Source organism: Amycolatopsis sp. NBC_01307 (genome assembly GCF_035975215.1).
GTDB lineage: Bacteria > Actinomycetota > Actinomycetes > Mycobacteriales > Pseudonocardiaceae > Amycolatopsis.
Map to the genome: position 1 here is coordinate 8859551 of NZ_CP108403.1, position 16792 is coordinate 8876342.

18 protein-coding genes are annotated in these 16792 nt (G+C 70.9%); 11 read left to right on the forward strand and 7 right to left on the reverse strand.

Features of this window, described 5'->3' with window-relative positions; genetic code table 11:
- Positions 1–28 precede the first annotated feature (28 nt).
- Positions 29–1369, forward strand: a complete 1341-nt coding sequence (locus tag OG439_RS39325; protein WP_442792246.1) for a DUF6880 family protein — start codon at positions 29–31, stop codon at positions 1367–1369.
- 190 nt (positions 1370–1559) lie between these two features.
- Complete coding sequence (locus OG439_RS39330) at positions 1560–3071, forward strand: hypothetical protein (RefSeq protein WP_326945571.1); 1512 nt, start codon at positions 1560–1562, stop codon at positions 3069–3071.
- A 1-nt stretch (position 3072) separates the two neighbouring features.
- On the opposite strand, the gene OG439_RS39335 is transcribed toward OG439_RS39330, so the two are convergent.
- The 3 genes from OG439_RS39335 to OG439_RS39345 form a co-directional block, all read right to left on the reverse strand.
- Positions 3073–3228 (reverse strand): hypothetical protein, encoded by a 156-nt coding sequence (locus OG439_RS39335; RefSeq protein WP_247059869.1) that lies wholly within the window; start codon positions 3226–3228, stop codon positions 3073–3075.
- A gap of 210 nt (positions 3229–3438) precedes the next feature.
- On the reverse strand, positions 3439–4371 hold the full coding sequence (gene coaA, locus OG439_RS39340) for a type I pantothenate kinase (protein ID WP_247059870.1): 933 nt from the start codon (positions 4369–4371) through the stop codon (positions 3439–3441).
- Between the two features lie 110 nt (positions 4372–4481).
- Complete coding sequence (locus OG439_RS39345) at positions 4482–5096, reverse strand: macro domain-containing protein (protein ID WP_326945572.1); 615 nt, start codon at positions 5094–5096, stop codon at positions 4482–4484.
- Positions 5097–5194: 98 nt separating this feature from the next.
- Here OG439_RS39345 and pheA point away from each other — a divergent pair, with 98 nt between their 5' ends.
- The 3 genes from pheA to OG439_RS39360 all read left to right on the forward strand — a co-directional run bounded on the left by pheA (position 5195) and on the right by OG439_RS39360 (position 7531).
- Positions 5195–6103, forward strand: a complete 909-nt coding sequence (pheA, locus tag OG439_RS39350) for a prephenate dehydratase (protein ID WP_247059872.1) — start codon at positions 5195–5197, stop codon at positions 6101–6103.
- Complete coding sequence (locus OG439_RS39355; protein WP_326945573.1) at positions 6100–6717, forward strand: histidine phosphatase family protein; 618 nt, start codon at positions 6100–6102, stop codon at positions 6715–6717. The genes pheA and OG439_RS39355 overlap by 4 nt, the downstream gene beginning before the upstream one ends.
- A 172-nt stretch (positions 6718–6889) precedes the next feature.
- Positions 6890–7531 carry a DUF4232 domain-containing protein gene (locus OG439_RS39360; protein WP_326945574.1) on the forward strand — a complete coding sequence of 214 codons (642 nt, stop codon included), beginning with the start codon at positions 6890–6892 and terminating at the stop codon, positions 7529–7531.
- A 4-nt stretch (positions 7532–7535) separates the two neighbouring features.
- Here the strand turns inward: OG439_RS39360 and OG439_RS39365 are convergent, their stop codons facing one another.
- From OG439_RS39365 to OG439_RS39375, 3 genes are all read right to left on the reverse strand, one after another.
- A complete protein-coding gene (locus OG439_RS39365; protein WP_326945575.1) occupies positions 7536–8018 on the reverse strand; it encodes a hypothetical protein in 483 nt (160 codons plus the stop codon).
- Positions 8019–8127: 109 nt separating this feature from the next.
- Positions 8128–8478, reverse strand: coding sequence for a metallopeptidase family protein (locus OG439_RS39370; protein WP_155548455.1), 351 nt, complete (start codon positions 8476–8478; stop codon positions 8128–8130).
- Positions 8478–9536, reverse strand: a complete 1059-nt coding sequence (locus tag OG439_RS39375; protein WP_247059878.1) for a septum formation family protein — start codon at positions 9534–9536, stop codon at positions 8478–8480. Before OG439_RS39375 ends, OG439_RS39370 begins: the two co-directional genes overlap by 1 nt.
- A 154-nt stretch (positions 9537–9690) precedes the next feature.
- On the opposite strand from OG439_RS39375, the gene OG439_RS39380 reads away from it, so the two are divergent.
- The 4 genes from OG439_RS39380 (at position 9691) to OG439_RS39395 (ending at position 12883) form a co-directional block, all read left to right on the forward strand.
- Positions 9691–10242: a hypothetical protein gene (locus tag OG439_RS39380; RefSeq protein ID WP_326945576.1), complete on the forward strand. Its 552-nt coding sequence runs from the start codon at positions 9691–9693 to the stop codon at positions 10240–10242.
- A complete protein-coding gene (locus OG439_RS39385) occupies positions 10243–11409 on the forward strand; it encodes a glutathionylspermidine synthase family protein (protein WP_326945578.1) in 1167 nt (388 codons plus the stop codon).
- 44 nt (positions 11410–11453) lie between these two features.
- Positions 11454–11906, forward strand: a complete 453-nt coding sequence (locus OG439_RS39390) for a DUF350 domain-containing protein (RefSeq protein WP_247059881.1) — start codon at positions 11454–11456, stop codon at positions 11904–11906.
- Between the two features lie 71 nt (positions 11907–11977).
- The gene (locus tag OG439_RS39395) at positions 11978–12883 is read left to right on the forward strand and encodes a haloalkane dehalogenase (RefSeq protein ID WP_326945579.1); all 906 of its coding nucleotides are present in this window, start codon (positions 11978–11980) and stop codon (positions 12881–12883) included.
- 167 nt (positions 12884–13050) lie between these two features.
- Here the strand turns inward: OG439_RS39395 and OG439_RS39400 are convergent, their stop codons facing one another.
- Positions 13051–14343 (reverse strand): aspartate aminotransferase family protein, encoded by a 1293-nt coding sequence (locus OG439_RS39400; RefSeq protein WP_326945580.1) that lies wholly within the window; start codon positions 14341–14343, stop codon positions 13051–13053.
- A 120-nt stretch (positions 14344–14463) separates the two neighbouring features.
- On the opposite strand from OG439_RS39400, the gene serS reads away from it, so the two are divergent.
- Both serS and OG439_RS39410 read left to right on the forward strand, forming a co-directional pair.
- Positions 14464–15726, forward strand: coding sequence for a serine--tRNA ligase (gene serS / locus OG439_RS39405; RefSeq protein ID WP_326945581.1), 1263 nt, complete (start codon positions 14464–14466; stop codon positions 15724–15726).
- A gap of 64 nt (positions 15727–15790) precedes the next feature.
- Positions 15791–16792 (forward strand): DUF3558 family protein, encoded by a 1002-nt coding sequence (locus tag OG439_RS39410; protein WP_326945582.1) that lies wholly within the window; start codon positions 15791–15793, stop codon positions 16790–16792.

Genomic DNA, 16792 nt, shown 5'->3' on the forward strand with positions numbered 1-16792 from the left:
CTTGTCACCGTGGGGCAGACTGGTGCGCGTGAGTCCCCCCTCGGATCTTCGCCCCTACCTGCGCACTTTGGACGCGGAGACGCTGGCGGACCTGTTGCACGCCCAGGCCGAGCGTGACCCTGAGCTACGCCATTCACTCGAACTGCGGGCCGCGACCCAATCCGGTGACGTCAGCGAGGCGCACCGGCTCCTGGACACCGCGGTGTCCGACGGGAACGTCGAATACACCGCGAAAGTCGGCGCGGTCCTCGACACCCTGCGGCGGATGCTCGACGCCGGCAGCCGCGCCGACCTCGCGCCGCTGGCCCGCCGCACGGTCGACGACATCAGCGCGATGTACGAGCAGGCCGGTGACCACCCCGGCGACCTCGGCGACCGGCTGGACCGGGCCGTCGAGATCTACGCCCGCGCGTGCACCGCCCGGCCGCCGGACCCGGAGAAGCTGGCCGACTGGATCCTCGAGGTCGAGTTCGACGGCCCCGGCCGCCCGGTGATCGACCTCGCCGAGTTCGCGACGGCGCTGGGCGAACCCGGCCTCCGCCGGATCAAGTCCACTGTGGACGACGTACTCGCCGCGAGCGGGCCCGGCCACCGGCGCGACGTGGCCGAGCGGTTGCAGGAACAGCTGGCCGAGGTGCTCGGCGACGTCGACGGGCTGGTCGCGATCCTGTCGGCCAAGCCGCCGCGCGTCGACGTCAGCCTCAAGATCGTGCGCGTGCTGCGGGCCGCGGGCCGGCACAGCGAGGCCATCGCGCACGCCGCCCGCGCGCTCACCCCGCACAAGCACCTCCAGCCGCCGCCACCCCAAGAGCCCGAAGAGGACGACGACGTTTCGCGCCGCCGCAAGGAGTTCGACGAGCGGCCCGGCCGCGAGACCTACACCGCGCTGCGCGAAGCCGCGACGGACGCAGGGAAGTGGCCGGTCCAGCGGCGGGCCGCGCTGGCCCGCCTGCGCGAGCTGGCCGCCGACGGCGTCGAGCGCGCCGACGAGCTGGCGCGCGTCCTGCTCGAGGACGGCCGGCCCGACGAGGCCTGGCGCGCCTGCGTCCGGTTCGAGGCATCGCCGCAGGTCAGGCTCGACCTGGCCGAGCTGCGGTCGGCCGAGCACCCGGCCGAGACGATCCCGGTGTTCCGCGCGGCGGTCGACGAGCTCATCGAGCGCAAGGACCCGCAGTCCTACCAGGAGGCCGCGCGCCGGCTGAAGCTGTTGCGCACCTTGCACAAACGCGCCGGGACCCCGGACGAATTCACCGCTTACCTCGGCACGCTGGTGGAAACCCACAAGCGGAAAACGCGGCTGATCACGGAAATCCGCGCCGCGCGCATCGCCCTGCCGAAAGCCGTAACCTCGCCGCGCGCGGCTCGTTGACCGGCTGAACCGGTTTGCACGTGCATCGCCGGCATCGAGCCCGCCAAGGCGGTCACACCGCTTCTGGCCAGTGATGTCGCGGTGGCCCTGTTCCGCCGTCCGGCTCGGCGCCTCCCCGTCGAGCGGCCGGTGGGACCCGCGCCAGGGCCACCGCGACCTGCTCGCCGAGCGTGCATGAAAACATGACCTCATGAGCCCGGTGAGTCGCGCCCGCAAGAAGGCCCCCCAACCCGTCACGCACAGCGTGACCGGTCTGTTCAAGGACGTCCTGAACGACTTTTCGGCGATGGGCGCCGACCCGGCGCCGGTGGACGTCGAACTGCTCGCCTCCGAGGTGCTCGGCCAGTTCCACGACGTCCCGCTCGAAGACGGCGAAGAGCCGCTCGGCCTGGAGCTGATCGCCTTCGCGCAGCGCAAGATCACGCCGGGCGCGGCCGCGCTGCTGGCCGCGCTGGCCGTCGTGGCGGAGACCGACGTCGAGCGCAAGGCCGCCGACGCCGGCCTGGAGACCGTCCTCGGCCGCGGCATCCCCGCGCCGCCGTGGGCCGGCGGGCTGGGCCGCGTCACCGCGGGCGAGTGCTGGCGCACCGGCGACGTCTACGGCGACGAGTCGTCCCTGCTGATCGTGTTCGGCCACGGCGACCAGGTGCACGGCCTGCTCGCGCTGCTGGACTTCACCGAGGGCGGCCGGGTGCGCGACCTCGTCGTGATCGACCAGCCCGGCGAGGTCCTCAAGGAGATGCGGGAACAGGCCGAGGCCGACCCCGAGCTGGTCGTGCTGGAAGCGGTCGACCCCGCCGACGCGCACCGCATGATCGCCGACGGCCTCGACACGACCGACCACCTCGACGAGGCCGACGTCAGCGAGGACTACGCGCGCTTCCACGCCGTCGCGCTCACCTGGTGCCGCGCGCTGCCGGAGCCGTCGCTCGTGCCCGAGGTGGCCGAGTGGTCCGGCACCGAGCGGGCCGCCGTCGTCGAGCAGTTCGTCGTGGCGAGCGGCGAAGAGGCCGGATCGGCACGCGCGATCGGTGGCCTGCTGCTGGAGCACGGCCTGCGCACCGACCCGGCGAACCCGCTGCGCGTCGGCCCGGAGAAGCTCGCGCGGTTCCTCGAGGGCCTGCTGGGCGAGGAGTACGAGCTCGACGCCGAGCACGAGGAAGCCGTCGAGCCGGTGGTGCTGGCCTGGGCGCAGTGGGCGGCCGGGCGCGACGGCCTGACCGAGACCGCGACGGCGGCGCTCGAAGAGGCCGTCGCCGAGTACCTGGGCGAGTACAACGACGAGGACGACTCCCCGCTCGAGCGCTACTTCGGCGACGTCGGCGACCTGTCGCCGTCCGAGCTGGCCGACGCGCTGGAACGCCGGATGTTCGCCGTACCGTCGCTGACGGCGGAGATCGGCGACGAGGAGGTCGACCTCGACCCCGGCGACCCCGAGCAGCGGCGCGCGCTCGTCATCGCCGAGGCGGACGAGGACGAGGAAGAAGAGCGCCTGGTGCTGCGCGCGACCGTCGTCGACCAGCTGTGGGACGACGAGCCCGTCGAGGCCTGGCAGGCCGTGCAGCGCCTGCAGGAGGGCGAGCTCGACCGCGTCGAGATCTTCGACCGGCTGATCGACGCGCTGGCGGGCACCCTGCTCGAATCGGAAGAGCTCGAGTACGACGCCGACGGTTACCTGGAGGCCCTGGCCGAGCTGGCGTGAGTCAGGGGAGGGGGCCCGCCGGTTCGACGGGCTTGGTGCGGTGGTGCCGCTCCTGGAGCTTGTCGTCGAAGTCGACGACGAACGCCCCGGCGGCCATCGCGATCAGCAGGGCCAGACCGAGCACCGCACCGACCCACGTGAGGATCATCGTGAACATCGCGGGCCTCCTCCCCAGCTCAGAGCCGTTTTCCTGACTCCTTCAGGGTCGCTTTCGGAACCGGTTGCCGGTATCGGCCAACCGGTTACGGCTGCGGGGGTCGCCTCGGCCGATCGGCCGACAAACGTGAGCTGAGAGCCACCACGCGTGCCCGGCCGTTCGCCCACAGTGGAAAAGACGACATGTGGGTGAACGGTCGCGGTGACAGCGTCAGAGTTTGCGGAGCCGCACCCGGTTGATGGTGTGGTCGGCGTCCTTGCGCAGCACCAGCGTCGCCCGGGGGCGGGTCGGCTTGATGTTCTCCATCAGGTTGGGCTCGTTGATGGAGTGCCACAGGTGCCGCGCCTCGGCGCGGGCCTCGTCGTCGGGCAGGCCGGCGAAGTGGTGGAAGTGCGACGCCGGGTCCGCGAACGCCGTGTGCCGCAGCTTCAGGAACCGCTCGACGTACCAGCGCTGGATGTCGTCGGTGTGCGCGTCGACGTAGATCGAGAAGTCGAACAGGTCCGACACCGTCAGCCGCGGGCCGGGCTGCAGCACGTTCAGGCCCTCGAGGATGAGGATGTCCGGCCGCTGCACGACCTGCTCCTCGCCGGCCAGGATGTCGTAGGCGAGGTGCGAGTACACCGGCGCGGCGACGCGCTCGGCGCCCGACTTGACCTCGGTGACGAACCGCAGCAGCGCGCGGCGGTCGTAGCTCTCCGGGAAGCCCTTGCGGTGCATGATCCCGCGGCGCTGCAGCTCGGCGCCGGGGTAGAGGAACCCGTCGGTGGTGACGAGGTCGACGCGCGGGTGGTCCGGCCAGCGGGCGAGCAGCGTGCGCAGGACGCGGGCGGTGGTCGACTTGCCGACCGCCACGCTCCCGGCGATGCCGATGACGTACGGGACCTTCGTGCCGCGGGAGTCGTCACCGAGGAACGTCGTGGTCGCTTCGTAGAGCCGCTGACGCGCGGCGACCTGCAGGTTGATCAGGCGGGAGAGCGGGAGGTAGACGTCGGCCACCTCGGCCAGGTCGACCTGCTCACCGAGGCCGCGCAGGCGCAGCAGCTCTTCCGCCGTCAACGGCAACGGCGTCGAACTTCGCAGTTCTTTCCACTGTTCCCGGTGCAGCTCGACATAGGGGCTGAGTTCGCGGACCCGGGTCATCGCACACTCCTCCGGCCGTCGCCTGCACTGGCGGACGTTCACCTGCGTCCATCAACGGTAGGGCTTGCGGCCGCCGATCGCGCTGTGATGTCCACCCCACCGGGTGGTGTTCACCTGGAGTGACGGAAGACGTCGTCCCACGCGGCGGCGACCTGACGCGCGCACGTCGCGGGGTCCACGCCACCGATGCCGGTGCCGAGCCCGGGCATCGCGATCGTCTCGACGGCTTCGCGCACCGGGCCGTCGTCGAGCACGCCGTCGCGCCACTTCAGGAAGACCGCGCGGGCCGCCAGGTAGGGGTGCACGGTGTCGGCGGGCAGCACCTCGCCGGGCTCCCGCATGGTCGGCGCGCTGATCAGCCAGGCCGGCTCGGCCTCGCCCGTCGGCACGATCACGGCCTCGCCGATCGGCAGCTCACCGCCGTGAAACGCCAGCACGGCGCTGCGGACGGACTGCTCCACGCCGGGGAACGCCCGCGCGTAGACGGCGTCGATGCCGCCGCGCATCCGGCCGTAGGAGTTGGCCGGGCTGACCACGGCCTGGGCGAGGACGTCGAGCACCGACCCGCGGTGCACCCGGATCCGGCCGCCCAGCGTGCGGGTGGCGGTGGTCCAGGCGGTGGCGAGCGGTTCATCGACGGCGCACAGCACCAGCTCCGGGGACCGAGGGGAAACCGGCGGGTGGGCGCCCTCGTGGCCGGCGTGCGTGCCCGAGTCGGCGGTCACCCGTCCAGCATCGCAAAAAACGCCACCCGGCGTAACCGGGTCACGTACCGGCTGTCCGAGTGAATGTGGCCACGCCCGGGCCCCGTAACCTGGGTGTTGTGTCACGGATCGCATACTTCGGCCCCCAGGGGACCTTCACCGAGCAGGCCGCGCGGGTCCTCGCCGGCGGCGAGGAACTGATTCCCGTCGAGACCGTCCGGCTGGCGATGACGGCCGTCCGCACGGGCCAGGCGGACGCCGCGTGCGTCCCCATCGAGAACTCCGTCGAAGGTGTGGTGCCCACGACCCTCGACGCGCTCAGCGAGTCGACGCCGCTGGTCGCGATCGCCGAAGCGATCCTGCCGGTCCACTTCAGCGTGCTCACCCGGCCGGGTGACCGCGAGATACGGACCGTCGCCAGCCACCCGCACGCGCTCGCCCAGGTCCGTGACTGGCTGGAGGCGAACCTGCCGGACGCGAAGCCGGTGGCGGCGTCCTCGACGGCGGCGGCCGCGGTCGGCGTGCTCCAGGGCGACTTCGACGCCGCGGTCTGCGCGCCCGTCGCCGTCGAGCACTACGACCTCGAGGTGCTGGCCACCGAGGTCGCCGACGTCACCGACGCGGCGACCCGGTTCCTGCTGGTCCGCCCGCCGGGCGACCTGCCCGAGCCGACCGGCGCCGACCGGACGTCGGTGGTGGCCGCGGCCGTGAACCGCACCGGCACGCTGGCCGAGCTGCTCACCGCGCTGGCCGACCGCGGGATCAACCTGACCCGCCTCGACGCCCGGCCGACGCGCAGCAACTTCGGCGAGTACCGCTTCTTCATCGACTTCGAGGGCCACGTGGCCGAGCCGCGGATCCTCGACGCGCTCACGGCGTTGCGCCGGCACTGCCGCAACCTGCGGTTCCTCGGCTCGCACCCGCGGGCCGACGGCACCCGGACCACGCTCGAGCCGGGCTTCGGCAACGACGACTTCGTCGACGCGGCCGGGTGGGCCGACGCCGTCCGCAAGGGGGACCTGGCGTGAGGCTGCTGCTCATCCGCCACGGCCAGACCGACGGGAACGTCCGCGGCGCGCTGGACACCGCCCTGCCCGGGCCGCCGCTGACCGAGCTGGGGCAGTCGCAGGCCGCGGCGCTCGCGGGCCAGCTGGCCGAGGAACCGCTGGTCGCGGTGTACGCGTCGCGGGCGACCCGCGCCCAGCAGACCGCCGCGCCGCTGGCCGCGCAGTTCGGGCTGGACGTCCAGGTCGTCGACGGCGTGCACGAGGTCGGCGCCGGCGATCTGGAGGGCGCCACCGACCACGCGTCGATCCGGACGTACATGGACACCGTGAAGAAGTGGACGCTCGGCGAGCTCGAACCGGCGCTGCCGGGCGGCGAGAACGGCACGAGCGTCCGCACCCGGATGCTCGACGCCGTCGGCCGCCTGCGCGCCAAGCACGAGCAGGCCGACCCGGACGGCGTCGTCGCCCTGGTCAGCCACGGTGGCGCGATCCGCCTCGGCGCCGAGTGGCTGGCGCCCAACGTCCACGCCGACGTCGCCAACGCGGCCCTGATCCCGAACACGGGCATCGTCGAGCTGCAGGCGCGGCCGGACGCGCAGTGGTTCTGCCTCACCTGGGTCGACACGCCGCTCTGACATCCCGCCCTGACACGCCCGGGTGAGTTCGGCGGGTTGGCGCAGGTCATCGCCGGGTACTTCGGACAAGATCCGCATAGGGTTCGTGAGTGATTCACGGGCGGGAAACAACCTGGTGGGGTGCCCGTGCGTCCACCCACCAGTAGCACCCAGTACCAGGGAGGCGAGTGACATGGTTCGCACGAGGCTTTCACGGTTGTTCCCGGTCGTCGCGGCGTCGGCGGGCGTCCTCGCGCTTTCCGCCTGCGGCGGTGGCGGGACGACGCCGGCGGCGAGCAGCTCGACCCCCTCGACGTCCGAGTCCGCCACCTCCTCGACGGCCCCCACGGCGACGCCGAGCACCAGCAACCCGGCGCCGGCCACGTCGCCGACCGCCGCGCCGGTGGACAACGGCCTCTGCAAGTCCGGGGACGTCAAGCTCGCGCTCGGCCAGGGTGACGCCGGCGCCGGCTCGCTGTACCGGTCGCTGGTCATCACGAACGCCAGCGGCAAGCCGTGCGAGATCCAGGGCTTCCCCGGGGTCTCCTACGTGGGCGGGACCGACGGGCACCAGGTCGGCAAGGACGCCTTCCGCGAGGGCACCAAGGGCAACGCGGTCAAGCTGAACCCTGGCCAGAGCGCGGCGGCCGACATCCAGTTCGTCAACGTGCGGAACTTCGACTCCGCCACCTGCCAGCCGACCGAGGTCAAGGGCCTGCGGATCTACCTGCCGCAGGAGACGGCGTCGAACTTCGTGCCGGCCCCGGGCACCGGCTGCGCCAGCACGAAGATCCCGGGCAACCAGCTCGCGGTGAAGACGGTCCACCCGTCCTGAGCCGCTAGATGCGGGCGCAGATCTCCCGCGCCTGTACCAGGTGCCGCTGGCCGGAGATGTCGTTGAAGTGCAGGCTCAGCACCATCCGGCTGACCCCGTCGATGTGGTCGGCCAGCGGCTGGTAGTTCTCGTTGACCTGGGCGGCCGCCGCCGAGAGCTCGCGGGCGGCGGTGACCCGGTGGAGTCGTTCGGGCGTGAGCCCGGGCGTCAGCGCCGGCTGGGTGTCACGGCTCGTGTCGGGCAGGTCGCCGACGCGGTCGAGTGCCTGGCACGCCGCGAGGGCGTCGTCCAGCGCCCCGGCGTGCACCCCGGACAGCCCCCAGAGCAGGCCGAGCACGCCGCCACCCAGCACGAACCCGGCCACGGCGCAGAGCACCAGCAACCGGCGCGACGGCGGCGCGGGGGCCGCGACCTCGCCGGGTTCGGCCGAAATCTCTTCGTAGTCGGGACCGGCGTCGGTGCCGGTCCCGGGGTCCACGGTGCGCATATCAGCCTCCCACCACCTGGGTGATGAGACATTCCAGCTCACATTCGCGGATCCTGGTGCGGAAGCGCCCCGGCTGAGGCCGATTCGTCATCCGGCGAGGCGGTGCGGGTCAGCCCCAGCCGAGCTCGTGGAGCCGGGCGTCGTCGATGCCGAAGTGGTGACCCAGTTCGTGCACGACCGTGATGAGGACTTCCTCGACGACCTCGTCCTCGTCCTCGCACATCGACAGGATCGGCTGCCGGTAGATCGAGATCCGGTCGGGCAGCACCCCGCCGTACGACGACGTCCGCTCGGTCAGCGCGATCCCGTGGTAGAGCCCGAGGATGTCCGGCGCCTCGTCGTTGAACTCCTCCACCAGCACGACGACGTTGTCCATCGCCTTCGCGAACTCCGCGGGTACCTCGTCCAGGGCCTCCGAGACCAGCTCCTCGAACCGCTCCCGGCTCATCTCGACGGGCATCAGCCGTTCTGCTTCGAGGTCGGCGGCGCGCTCGAGCTCGGGGGCGCGGAGCTCGACGTCTCCGGGCCGCCACCGCCGTCGGACGGCGGGCCGTCGGCGGGCGGGCCGTCACCCGGCTGGCCGCCGTCGGTGCCCGCCGGCGCGGCCTTGATGCTGCCGGTCACGGCCTGCAGGCCGCTGCCGTCGGGGAGCTTCGCCGCCACCTTGCAGTTGACCTTGCTCGAGCCGGCGTCCCAGCTCTCCTGCTCCCGCAGGTCCCAGGTCAGGATGAGGTGCTTGGCGTCGAGGTCGGCGCCGCCGGTGTAGTCCGCGGCCGACTTGGTGCACTCGGTGTCGAGCCAGGTCTTCTGGTCGTCCTGCTTCGGGTAGCCGTCCTTGAACTTCGACTTGAGGTCGAGGGTCGCGATGATCTCGTAGGAGTGCGGCTTCGTGCACTCGACCGGGTCGCCGACGCCCTTGCCGAGCAGCCCGAGGCAGGCGCCGGGCTCGAAGACCAGCGACTGGTCCTGCTCCTTCGCCGGGCTGGTGGTCGGCAGCAGCTTGCCGCCGGGGCCGGCCCACTGCAGGCCGCAGCGCAGCTGGCGGTCGCCGTCGTCCCACTGCGACGCCGTCGGGCGCAGCAGGTTCGTCGTGAGCTTTCCGTACGGATCGAGGTTGTGCCCGAGGTACGGCTTCACGTCGGCGGTGCACTTCTGCTGCGCGATCTGCTGCCACTGGTCCAGCGTCGGGGTCGGCGCGCCCTCCGGGAACTGGGCGCCGATGTCGACGAGCGTGGTCACTTCGAACAGATGTGGCTGGGTGCAGACGACCTTGCGCGCGTCGCTCGCATCCGGGTTGTCCCAGGTCAGGCAGCTTCCAGGGGGCGAGTGGAAGGCCTCTTCGGCGGCCGCCGACAGCTTGCCGGCCCCACCGCCGGCCCCGCCTGCGATGCCGTCGCTCCAAGAGAAGACGACACTGAGGGCGAGCGCGATGAGCGCGCCCGCGAAGATCCCGCCCATCACGACGCGGGTGCGCAGCGTCTGCGTGGCGGTAGGGAACCGATCGGCGCTGGAAGACATCGCAGTCCATGATGCCCGCGTCGCGCGCGACGTGCGCGATCCGGGTGGTTAGGGTGGTCACGGTTTCGTGGTGGCCGGTGATTACGGAGCGTATATGACGCAGGACAACAACACTGGGGACCAGCCGCCCCCGGAGCCGCCGAAGCGCGGTTCCATGAGGTTCCAGGACTCCAGCACGCAACGGCGCGAGCCTTCGCTCGCCGAACAGCGGGCCCGCCAGCAGGCGGTCGCCCAGGAAGAACGCGACGAGGAACTGGCCCGTCAGGCGGACGCCAAGGCGGCCACCCGGCGCAAGATCCTCATCGGCAGCGGCGTCACGGTCGGGCTCGTCGGCCTGGTCGCGACGTTCTACTCGGTCGCGAAGCCGGCCGGTGACGTCACCGCCGTCTGCACCGACTCGAACGGCATCGTCCAGGGCGACGACAACTGCGACGAGAACTACGTGACCAGTCACGGCGGGTACTCCAGCGGTGGCTTCCTGTTCCTGCCGATCGGCGGGGGCGGTTACAACAGCTACCGCTACAACTACGGCGGCTCCGGCACCATCGGGCAGCGCGTGTCCGGCGGTTCCTTCGACGCGCCGTCGTCGCGCACCAACGTCAACACCAAGTCGGGCAAGTCCGTCCAGCGCGGCGGCTTCGGCATCAGCGGCAAGAGCGGCAGCACCGGCGGGACCGGCGGCAGCGGCAAGAGCGGGGGATCCTAGGTGTACCGGGACCGGCGTGAGCCGCGGCGCGACTGGCAGCGGATCGTCGAGGAGCAGGGGCTCGTCTACGGCACGCCGGCCCGTGACAGCAGCGGCCGCGTGCGGCCGTACTGGGACGAGTCCGTGCACTACGTCTTCGAGATGGACGAGGTGCTCTCGCTCGAAGCCGACGTCGAACTGCTGCACTCGATGTGCCTGGAAGCCGTCGACAACGTCGTGACGACCGAGGGCTACCAGCGGTTCGGCATCCCGGAGTGGGTCTGGCCGCACATCGCCGAGTCGTGGAAGCGGCAGGACCCGCACGTCTACGGCCGGTTCGACCTGCGCTACGACGGCCGCTCGCCCGCGAAGCTGCTCGAGTACAACGCGGACACGCCGACCACGCTGCTGGAGGCGTCGCTGCTGCAGTGGCACTGGAAGACCGACGTCTTCCCGGACGACGACCAGTGGAACTCGATCCACGAGAAGCTCGTCGAGCGGTGGTCGTCGCTGCAGGAGAAGCTGCCGTCGAACGAGCTGCACTTCACCTGGTCGGCTGCCGACCCGAGCGGCGAGGACAACGTCACCACGGCGTACCTGCAGGAGACGGCGGCCGAGGCCGGCCTCGACACCGTGGGCCTGGCGATCGAAGAGGTCGGCTGGGACCCGGTGCTCAAGCGGTTCGTCGACCTCGAAGAGCAGCAGATGGCGACCGTGCTGAAGCTGTACCCGTGGGAGTGGCTGGTCGACGAGGAGTTCGGCCGCAACGCCGTCGAGTCGCTGCCGCGGACGCTGTGGGTCGAGCCGCTCTGGAAGATGATCCTCTCCAACAAGACGCTGCTGGCGATCCTGTGGGAGAACTACCCGGGCCACCCGAACCTGCTGCCCGCGTTCGCCGACGACCCCGGCCTGCTCACCGAGTACGTGCGCAAGCCGAAACTGGGCCGCGAGGGCGCGAACGTCCAGATCGTCGCCCCCGGCTACGAGACCCAGACCGACGGCGTCTACGGCGCCGAAGGCTTCGTCTACCAGGCGTTCGACCCGCTGCCCGAGTTCGACGGCTACCGGCCGGCGCTCGGCGCGTGGATCGTCGGCGACAGCTCCGCGGGGCTGGGCATCCGGGAGACCGGCGGCCTGGTCACCGACGACGGTGCCGCATTCGTCCCACATCGCATCCCCGAGTCGTGATACAACACCGCTGCTGATCAGCTCTTTTCTCTGGGAGACAACTCGTGAACACGACCCTTGCGCTGTCCGACACGTTCGGCTCCGACCTCGTGCGGGGGATCGGCGCGATCCTGCTCTACGGCGTCATCGGCCTGCTGCTGATGTTCGCCGGCTTCTACGCCATCGACTGGACCACGCCCGGCAAGCTGTCGAAGCTGGTCACGCAGGGCCTGCCGAACGCGGTGATCGTGACCGCGTCCGGGTTGCTCTCGATGGCGTTCATCGTCGTCGTGGCGATCTTCAACTCGGCGAGCGACCTCACCGAGGGCCTCATCACCTCGCTGGTCTACGGCCTGCTCGGGATCGCCGTCCAGGTGATCGCCGTCCGGCTGCTGGAGTGGGCGACCCGCATCGACGTGGCGTCGACCATCGAGAGCGAGAAGTTCGCCCCGGTCAGCATCGTCGTCGCGGCCGCGCACATCGGGCTTGGTCTCGTGGTGGCGGTCGGCATCTCCTGACCTTTCGCGCATCCAGGTGAGCCGGGCCACGTCCGTGGCCCGGCTCTCTTGTTCCCACTAGCGTGGAGTTCGTGCGCCTGCTGAGGACACCGGACGACCGGTTCACGGACCTGCCCGACTTCCCCTTCGAGCCGCGGTACGTCGAGCTCGACGACCCGCACGGCGGCGTCATAAGAGTGGGTTACGTCGAGGCCGGCCCCGCGGACGGCCCGCCGGTGCTGCTGCTGCACGGCGAGCCCAGCTGGTCGTACCTCTACCGCAAGATGCTGCCGGTGCTGGCGGCCGCCGGGCTGCGCGCCATCGCGCCGGACCTGGTCGGTTTCGGCCGGTCCGACAAGCCCGGCGACATGGTCGACCACACCTACGCCCGGCACGTCGAGTGGATGCGCGGGTTCGCCTTCGACGCCCTCGACCTGCACGACGTCACCCTCGTCGGCCAGGACTGGGGCGGCCTGATCGGCCTCCGCCTGGTCGCCGAGCACCCGTCACGGTTCGCGCGCGTCGTGGCGTCCAACACGGGCCTCCCGACCGGCGACCACGACATGCCGCCGGTGTGGCACGCGTTCCGCGAAGCCGTCGAGAAGGCCCAGGTGCTGGACGTCTCGCGCTTCGTCCAGTCCGGCTGCAAGTCGTCCCTGTCGAACGAGGTGCGCGCGGCGTACGACGCGCCGTTCCCGAACGAGATGTACAAGGCCGCGCCCCGGGCGATGCCGGGCCTGGTCCCGTTCCGCCCGGACAACCCGGCATCCGCGGCGAACCGCGCCGCGTGGGAGGTCCTGACCGAACTGCAGCTCCCGTTCCTGGTGGCCTTCTCCGACGGCGACCCGATCACGGGCGGCTTGGCCCCGGTGCTGCAGGCGTCGTTGAAGGGCGCGCAGGGGCTGACGCACCCGGTGATCGCCGGGGCGGGCCATTTCCTGCAGGAAGACGCGGGCGAGGAGCTGGCCGAGCACGTGGTGCGCTTCATCCGGAGCTGAGCAGCCCCCGATTTCCACGCTACCGGGACGGGCCGACAGTTCCGCTCGCCCGAAAGCCGTGAAGGCCTCCTTACCGGCCATAAGAGCCGGTAAGGAGGCCTTCACGGCTTTTCCCGACCCCGGGTTGTCGGGGGTGCTCGCTAGGCTGGAATCGGGGGCTGCTCAGGTCAGGCGAGCGCTGTCTGGGTGGCTGCCAAGGCGTCCACCAGGATGTCCAGGCCCTCCTGGGCTTCCTCCGCCGTCAACGTCATCGGCGGGCCGAGCCGCAGGACGTTTCCGTGCAGGCCGCCCTTGCCGATCAGCAGGCCGCGCTTCTTCGTCTCCTCCAGCATCCGGGCCGCCGCGGCGACGAAGGGCTCGGTCGTGCCCGGCTTGATCAGCTCGATGCCGATCATCAAGCCCTTGCCGCGGACCTCCGCCACCAGCGGTGACGAAGCCGCCCGCAACCCCGAGAGCAGCTGACGGCCTCGGGCCGCGCAGTTCGCCTGCAGGTCGTGGTCCTTGATGTAGTCCAGCACCGCCGTCGCGCCGGCCATCGAGACCGGGTTGCCGCCGAACGTCGAGAACGACTGGGCCTGGAAACAGTCCAGCACGTCGCCGCGGGCGACCACGCCGCCGACCGCGAGGCCGTTGCCCAGGCCCTTCGCGAACGTCATCATGTCCGGCGTCACGCCGTGCGCGTCGATGCCCCAGAAGTGCTCGCCCGTGCGGCCCCAGCCCGTCTGGACCTCGTCCGAGATGAACAGCACGCCGTAGGAGTCGAGGACCTCCTTCATGGCGCGGAACAGGCCGTCCGGCGGGAGGCTGAACCCGCCGACGCCCTGGATCGGCTCGGCGATCAGGCAGGCGACGTCGCCCGCGGTCGCCGTGTCGAGGACGTCGACCAGGTCGGCGACGCAGGCGTCGATGTAGGCCGCGTCGGACAGGTCGCGGAAGGGGCTGCGGTAGCGGTAGCCGCCGTGGACGTAGTTGACCTTGACCGGGCTCAGCGCCGACGCCGACCAGCCGCGGTTGCCGGTGATCGCGACCGTCCCGAAGGACCGGCCGTGGTAGGAGTTCCGCATCGCCAGCACCTGGTTGCTGCGCCGGAACTGCGTCGCCAGCATCAACGCCGTGTCGTTGGCTTCGCTGCCGGAGTTCGTGAAGAAGACCTTGGCGTCCGGGATGCCGGACAGCGAAGCGATCCGCTCGGCCAGCTCGACCTGCGAGCGGATCAGGTACAGCGTCGAGGTGTGCAGGATGCCGGTGTCGAGCTGCTTGCGGACCGCGTCACCGATCTCGGCGACGTCGTAGCCCATCGAGTTCGTCAGCACGCCGGCGAAGAAGTCGAGGTAGGTGCGGCCCTGCGAGTCGGTCATCCGCCGGTCGTGCGCGTGCACGATCTCGATCGGCTCCTCGTAGAGCAGCGACATCCAGGACGGCATCACAGCGCGGTGGCGGGCGAGCAGCTCGTCGGTCATCGGGGCGCCTCCTCGGGGTCTCCTTGGAGTATGGGGAGCCCGCGAACCGAGCTTCAACGATCAGACTGTCGGGACAACCGCTGACGGGCGCACAGTCTGTACGGACTACTCTCTGTCTTCGTGATTGACCCCAGGACTCTGCGCGATGACCCGGAAGCCGTGCGCGCGTCGCAGCGCGCCCGTGGCGAGGACGAAGGAGTGGTCGACAAGCTGCTCTCCCTCGACTCCCGGCGCCGCTCTTCGATCGCGGCCGCGGACAAGCTGCGCAACGAGCAGAAGATCCTGGGCAAGCAGATCCCGAAGGCGCCGCCGGAGGAGAAGCAGCAGCTGCTGGCCACGGCCAAGGAGCTCGCCGCCCAGGTGAAGGCGGCCGAGGCGGAGCAGAACACGTCGTCGGAGGAGTTCGACCAGCTCTTCCGCACCGTGCCGAACCTGGTGCACCCGGACGCGCCGATCGGCGGCGAGGACGACTTCGCCGTCGTCAAGCACGTCGGTGAGCCCACGAAGCTCGGCTTCACCCCGCGCGACCACCTCGAGCTGCTCGAAGCGCTCGGCGGCGTCGACATGGAGCGTGGCGCGAAGGTGTCGGGCTCGCGGTTCTACTTCCTCACCGGCGTCGGCGCGCAGCTGCAGCTCGGCCTGCTCAACATGGCCATCGCGCAGGCGCTCGAAAACGGCTTCACGCCGATGATCACGCCGTCGCTGGTGCGCCCGGAGATCATGGCCGGCACCGGCTTCCTCGGTCAGCACTCGAGCGAGATCTACCACCTCCAGGACGACGACCTGTACCTCGTCGGCACGTCGGAGGTGCCGCTCGCCGGCTTCCACGCCGACGAGATCCTCGACCTGAACGACGACGCGAAGCGCTACGCGGGCTGGTCGTCCTGCTACCGCCGCGAGGCCGGCTCGTACGGCAAGGACACTCGCGGCATCATCCGCGTGCACCAGTTCGACAAGGTCGAGATGTTCGTCTACACCAAGCCGGCGGACGCCGAGGCCGAGCACGCGCGGCTGCTGGACTGGGAAGAGCAGATGCTGGCGAAGATCGAGGTGCCCTACCGGGTCATCGACACCGCCACCGGCGACCTCGGCACGTCCGCGCACCGCAAGTTCGACTGCGAGGCGTGGGTCCCGAGCCAGGAGGCCTACCGCGAGCTGACCTCGACGTCCAACTGCACGACGTTCCAGGCCCGCCGCCTCTCGGTCCGCTACCGCGGCGAGAACGGCAAGCCGCTGATCGCCGCGACGCTCAACGGCACGCTGGCCACCACCCGCTGGATCGTCGCGATCGTCGAGAACCACCAGCAGGAAGACGGCTCCGTGCGCGTGCCCGAGGCGCTGCGCCCGTTCGTCGGCGGCAAGGAAGTCCTCACGCCCCGCTGATTTGGGGTTATGCCAGGTGCGCACCCGTTCGGCCCAGTAAGGTCCGGGCCGAACGGGAGGACGCATGCGCATGAAGTGGCAGGCCGTGGCGGCCATCGCGGCCGCGGTCGTGGTGACCGGCTGCACGGTGACGGTCGGCGGGTCGGCGTCGCCGGTGCCGGGCCAGGGGCCGGTGACCAAGGTCGTCGACGCTTGTTCGCTGCTGACCCCGGAGCAGGTCGACGCCCTCGGCTACCAGGGTGCGGGCCGGTCGGTGCCGAGCGACAAATCGCGGAACCAAGCGGCCATGTGCCTCTGGAACTCGAAGGACGACGCCGAGATGTCGTCGGTGCTGAACGTCGGCATGGCGGTGGACATCAGCATCGACGAGTACCTCGCCGGCGCCGTCCCGAAGTCCTCGCCGGAGCGGATCGGCGGCTTCAGCTGGACGCAGTACGCGTCGATCCTGGCCGGCGACTGCTCGCTCTACACCGTGCTGGGCGAGAAGTCGTTCGCCTACGTCAGCGTCTCCGGCACGGACCTGGCCAAGTCCTGCGCGCTGGCGAAACCGGCGATCCCCCAGGTCGCTTCGCACCTGCCGGGCGGCCAGGACGCGCCCTCGATCACGCCGTCGACGTCGGCGAAGCCCGAGCCGGGCGGACCGCTGCTGTCGGTCGACCCGTGCACGCTGATGAAGCCGGAACAGCTGGCGCAGCTGAAGAACATCTCGCCGAGCGGCGAGAAGACCGTCTCGACCGTGGTGCCGAACTCGTCCTACTGCCTGTGGGACGACACCGACGGCGACGACGGCCAGAAGGCGTTCGAGGTCTGGGTCGGCCCCAGCACCCCGGTGGCCGAATGGCCGGGCACGCAGGACGTCCAGCCGACCGAGACCGTCGACGTCGGCGGCAAGAAGTGGGGCGTCTTCCCGAACATGGGCGGCCTGCGCGCGACCTGCGGCGCGACCCTGCCGATCACGGACACGTCGTCGGTGCAGGTGGTCAGCGGGTTCATCGGCGACGACACCAAGACGTGCGACGTCGTCAAGCAGGGCCTGCCGCTGGTGACGGCGAACCTGCCGGGCTGA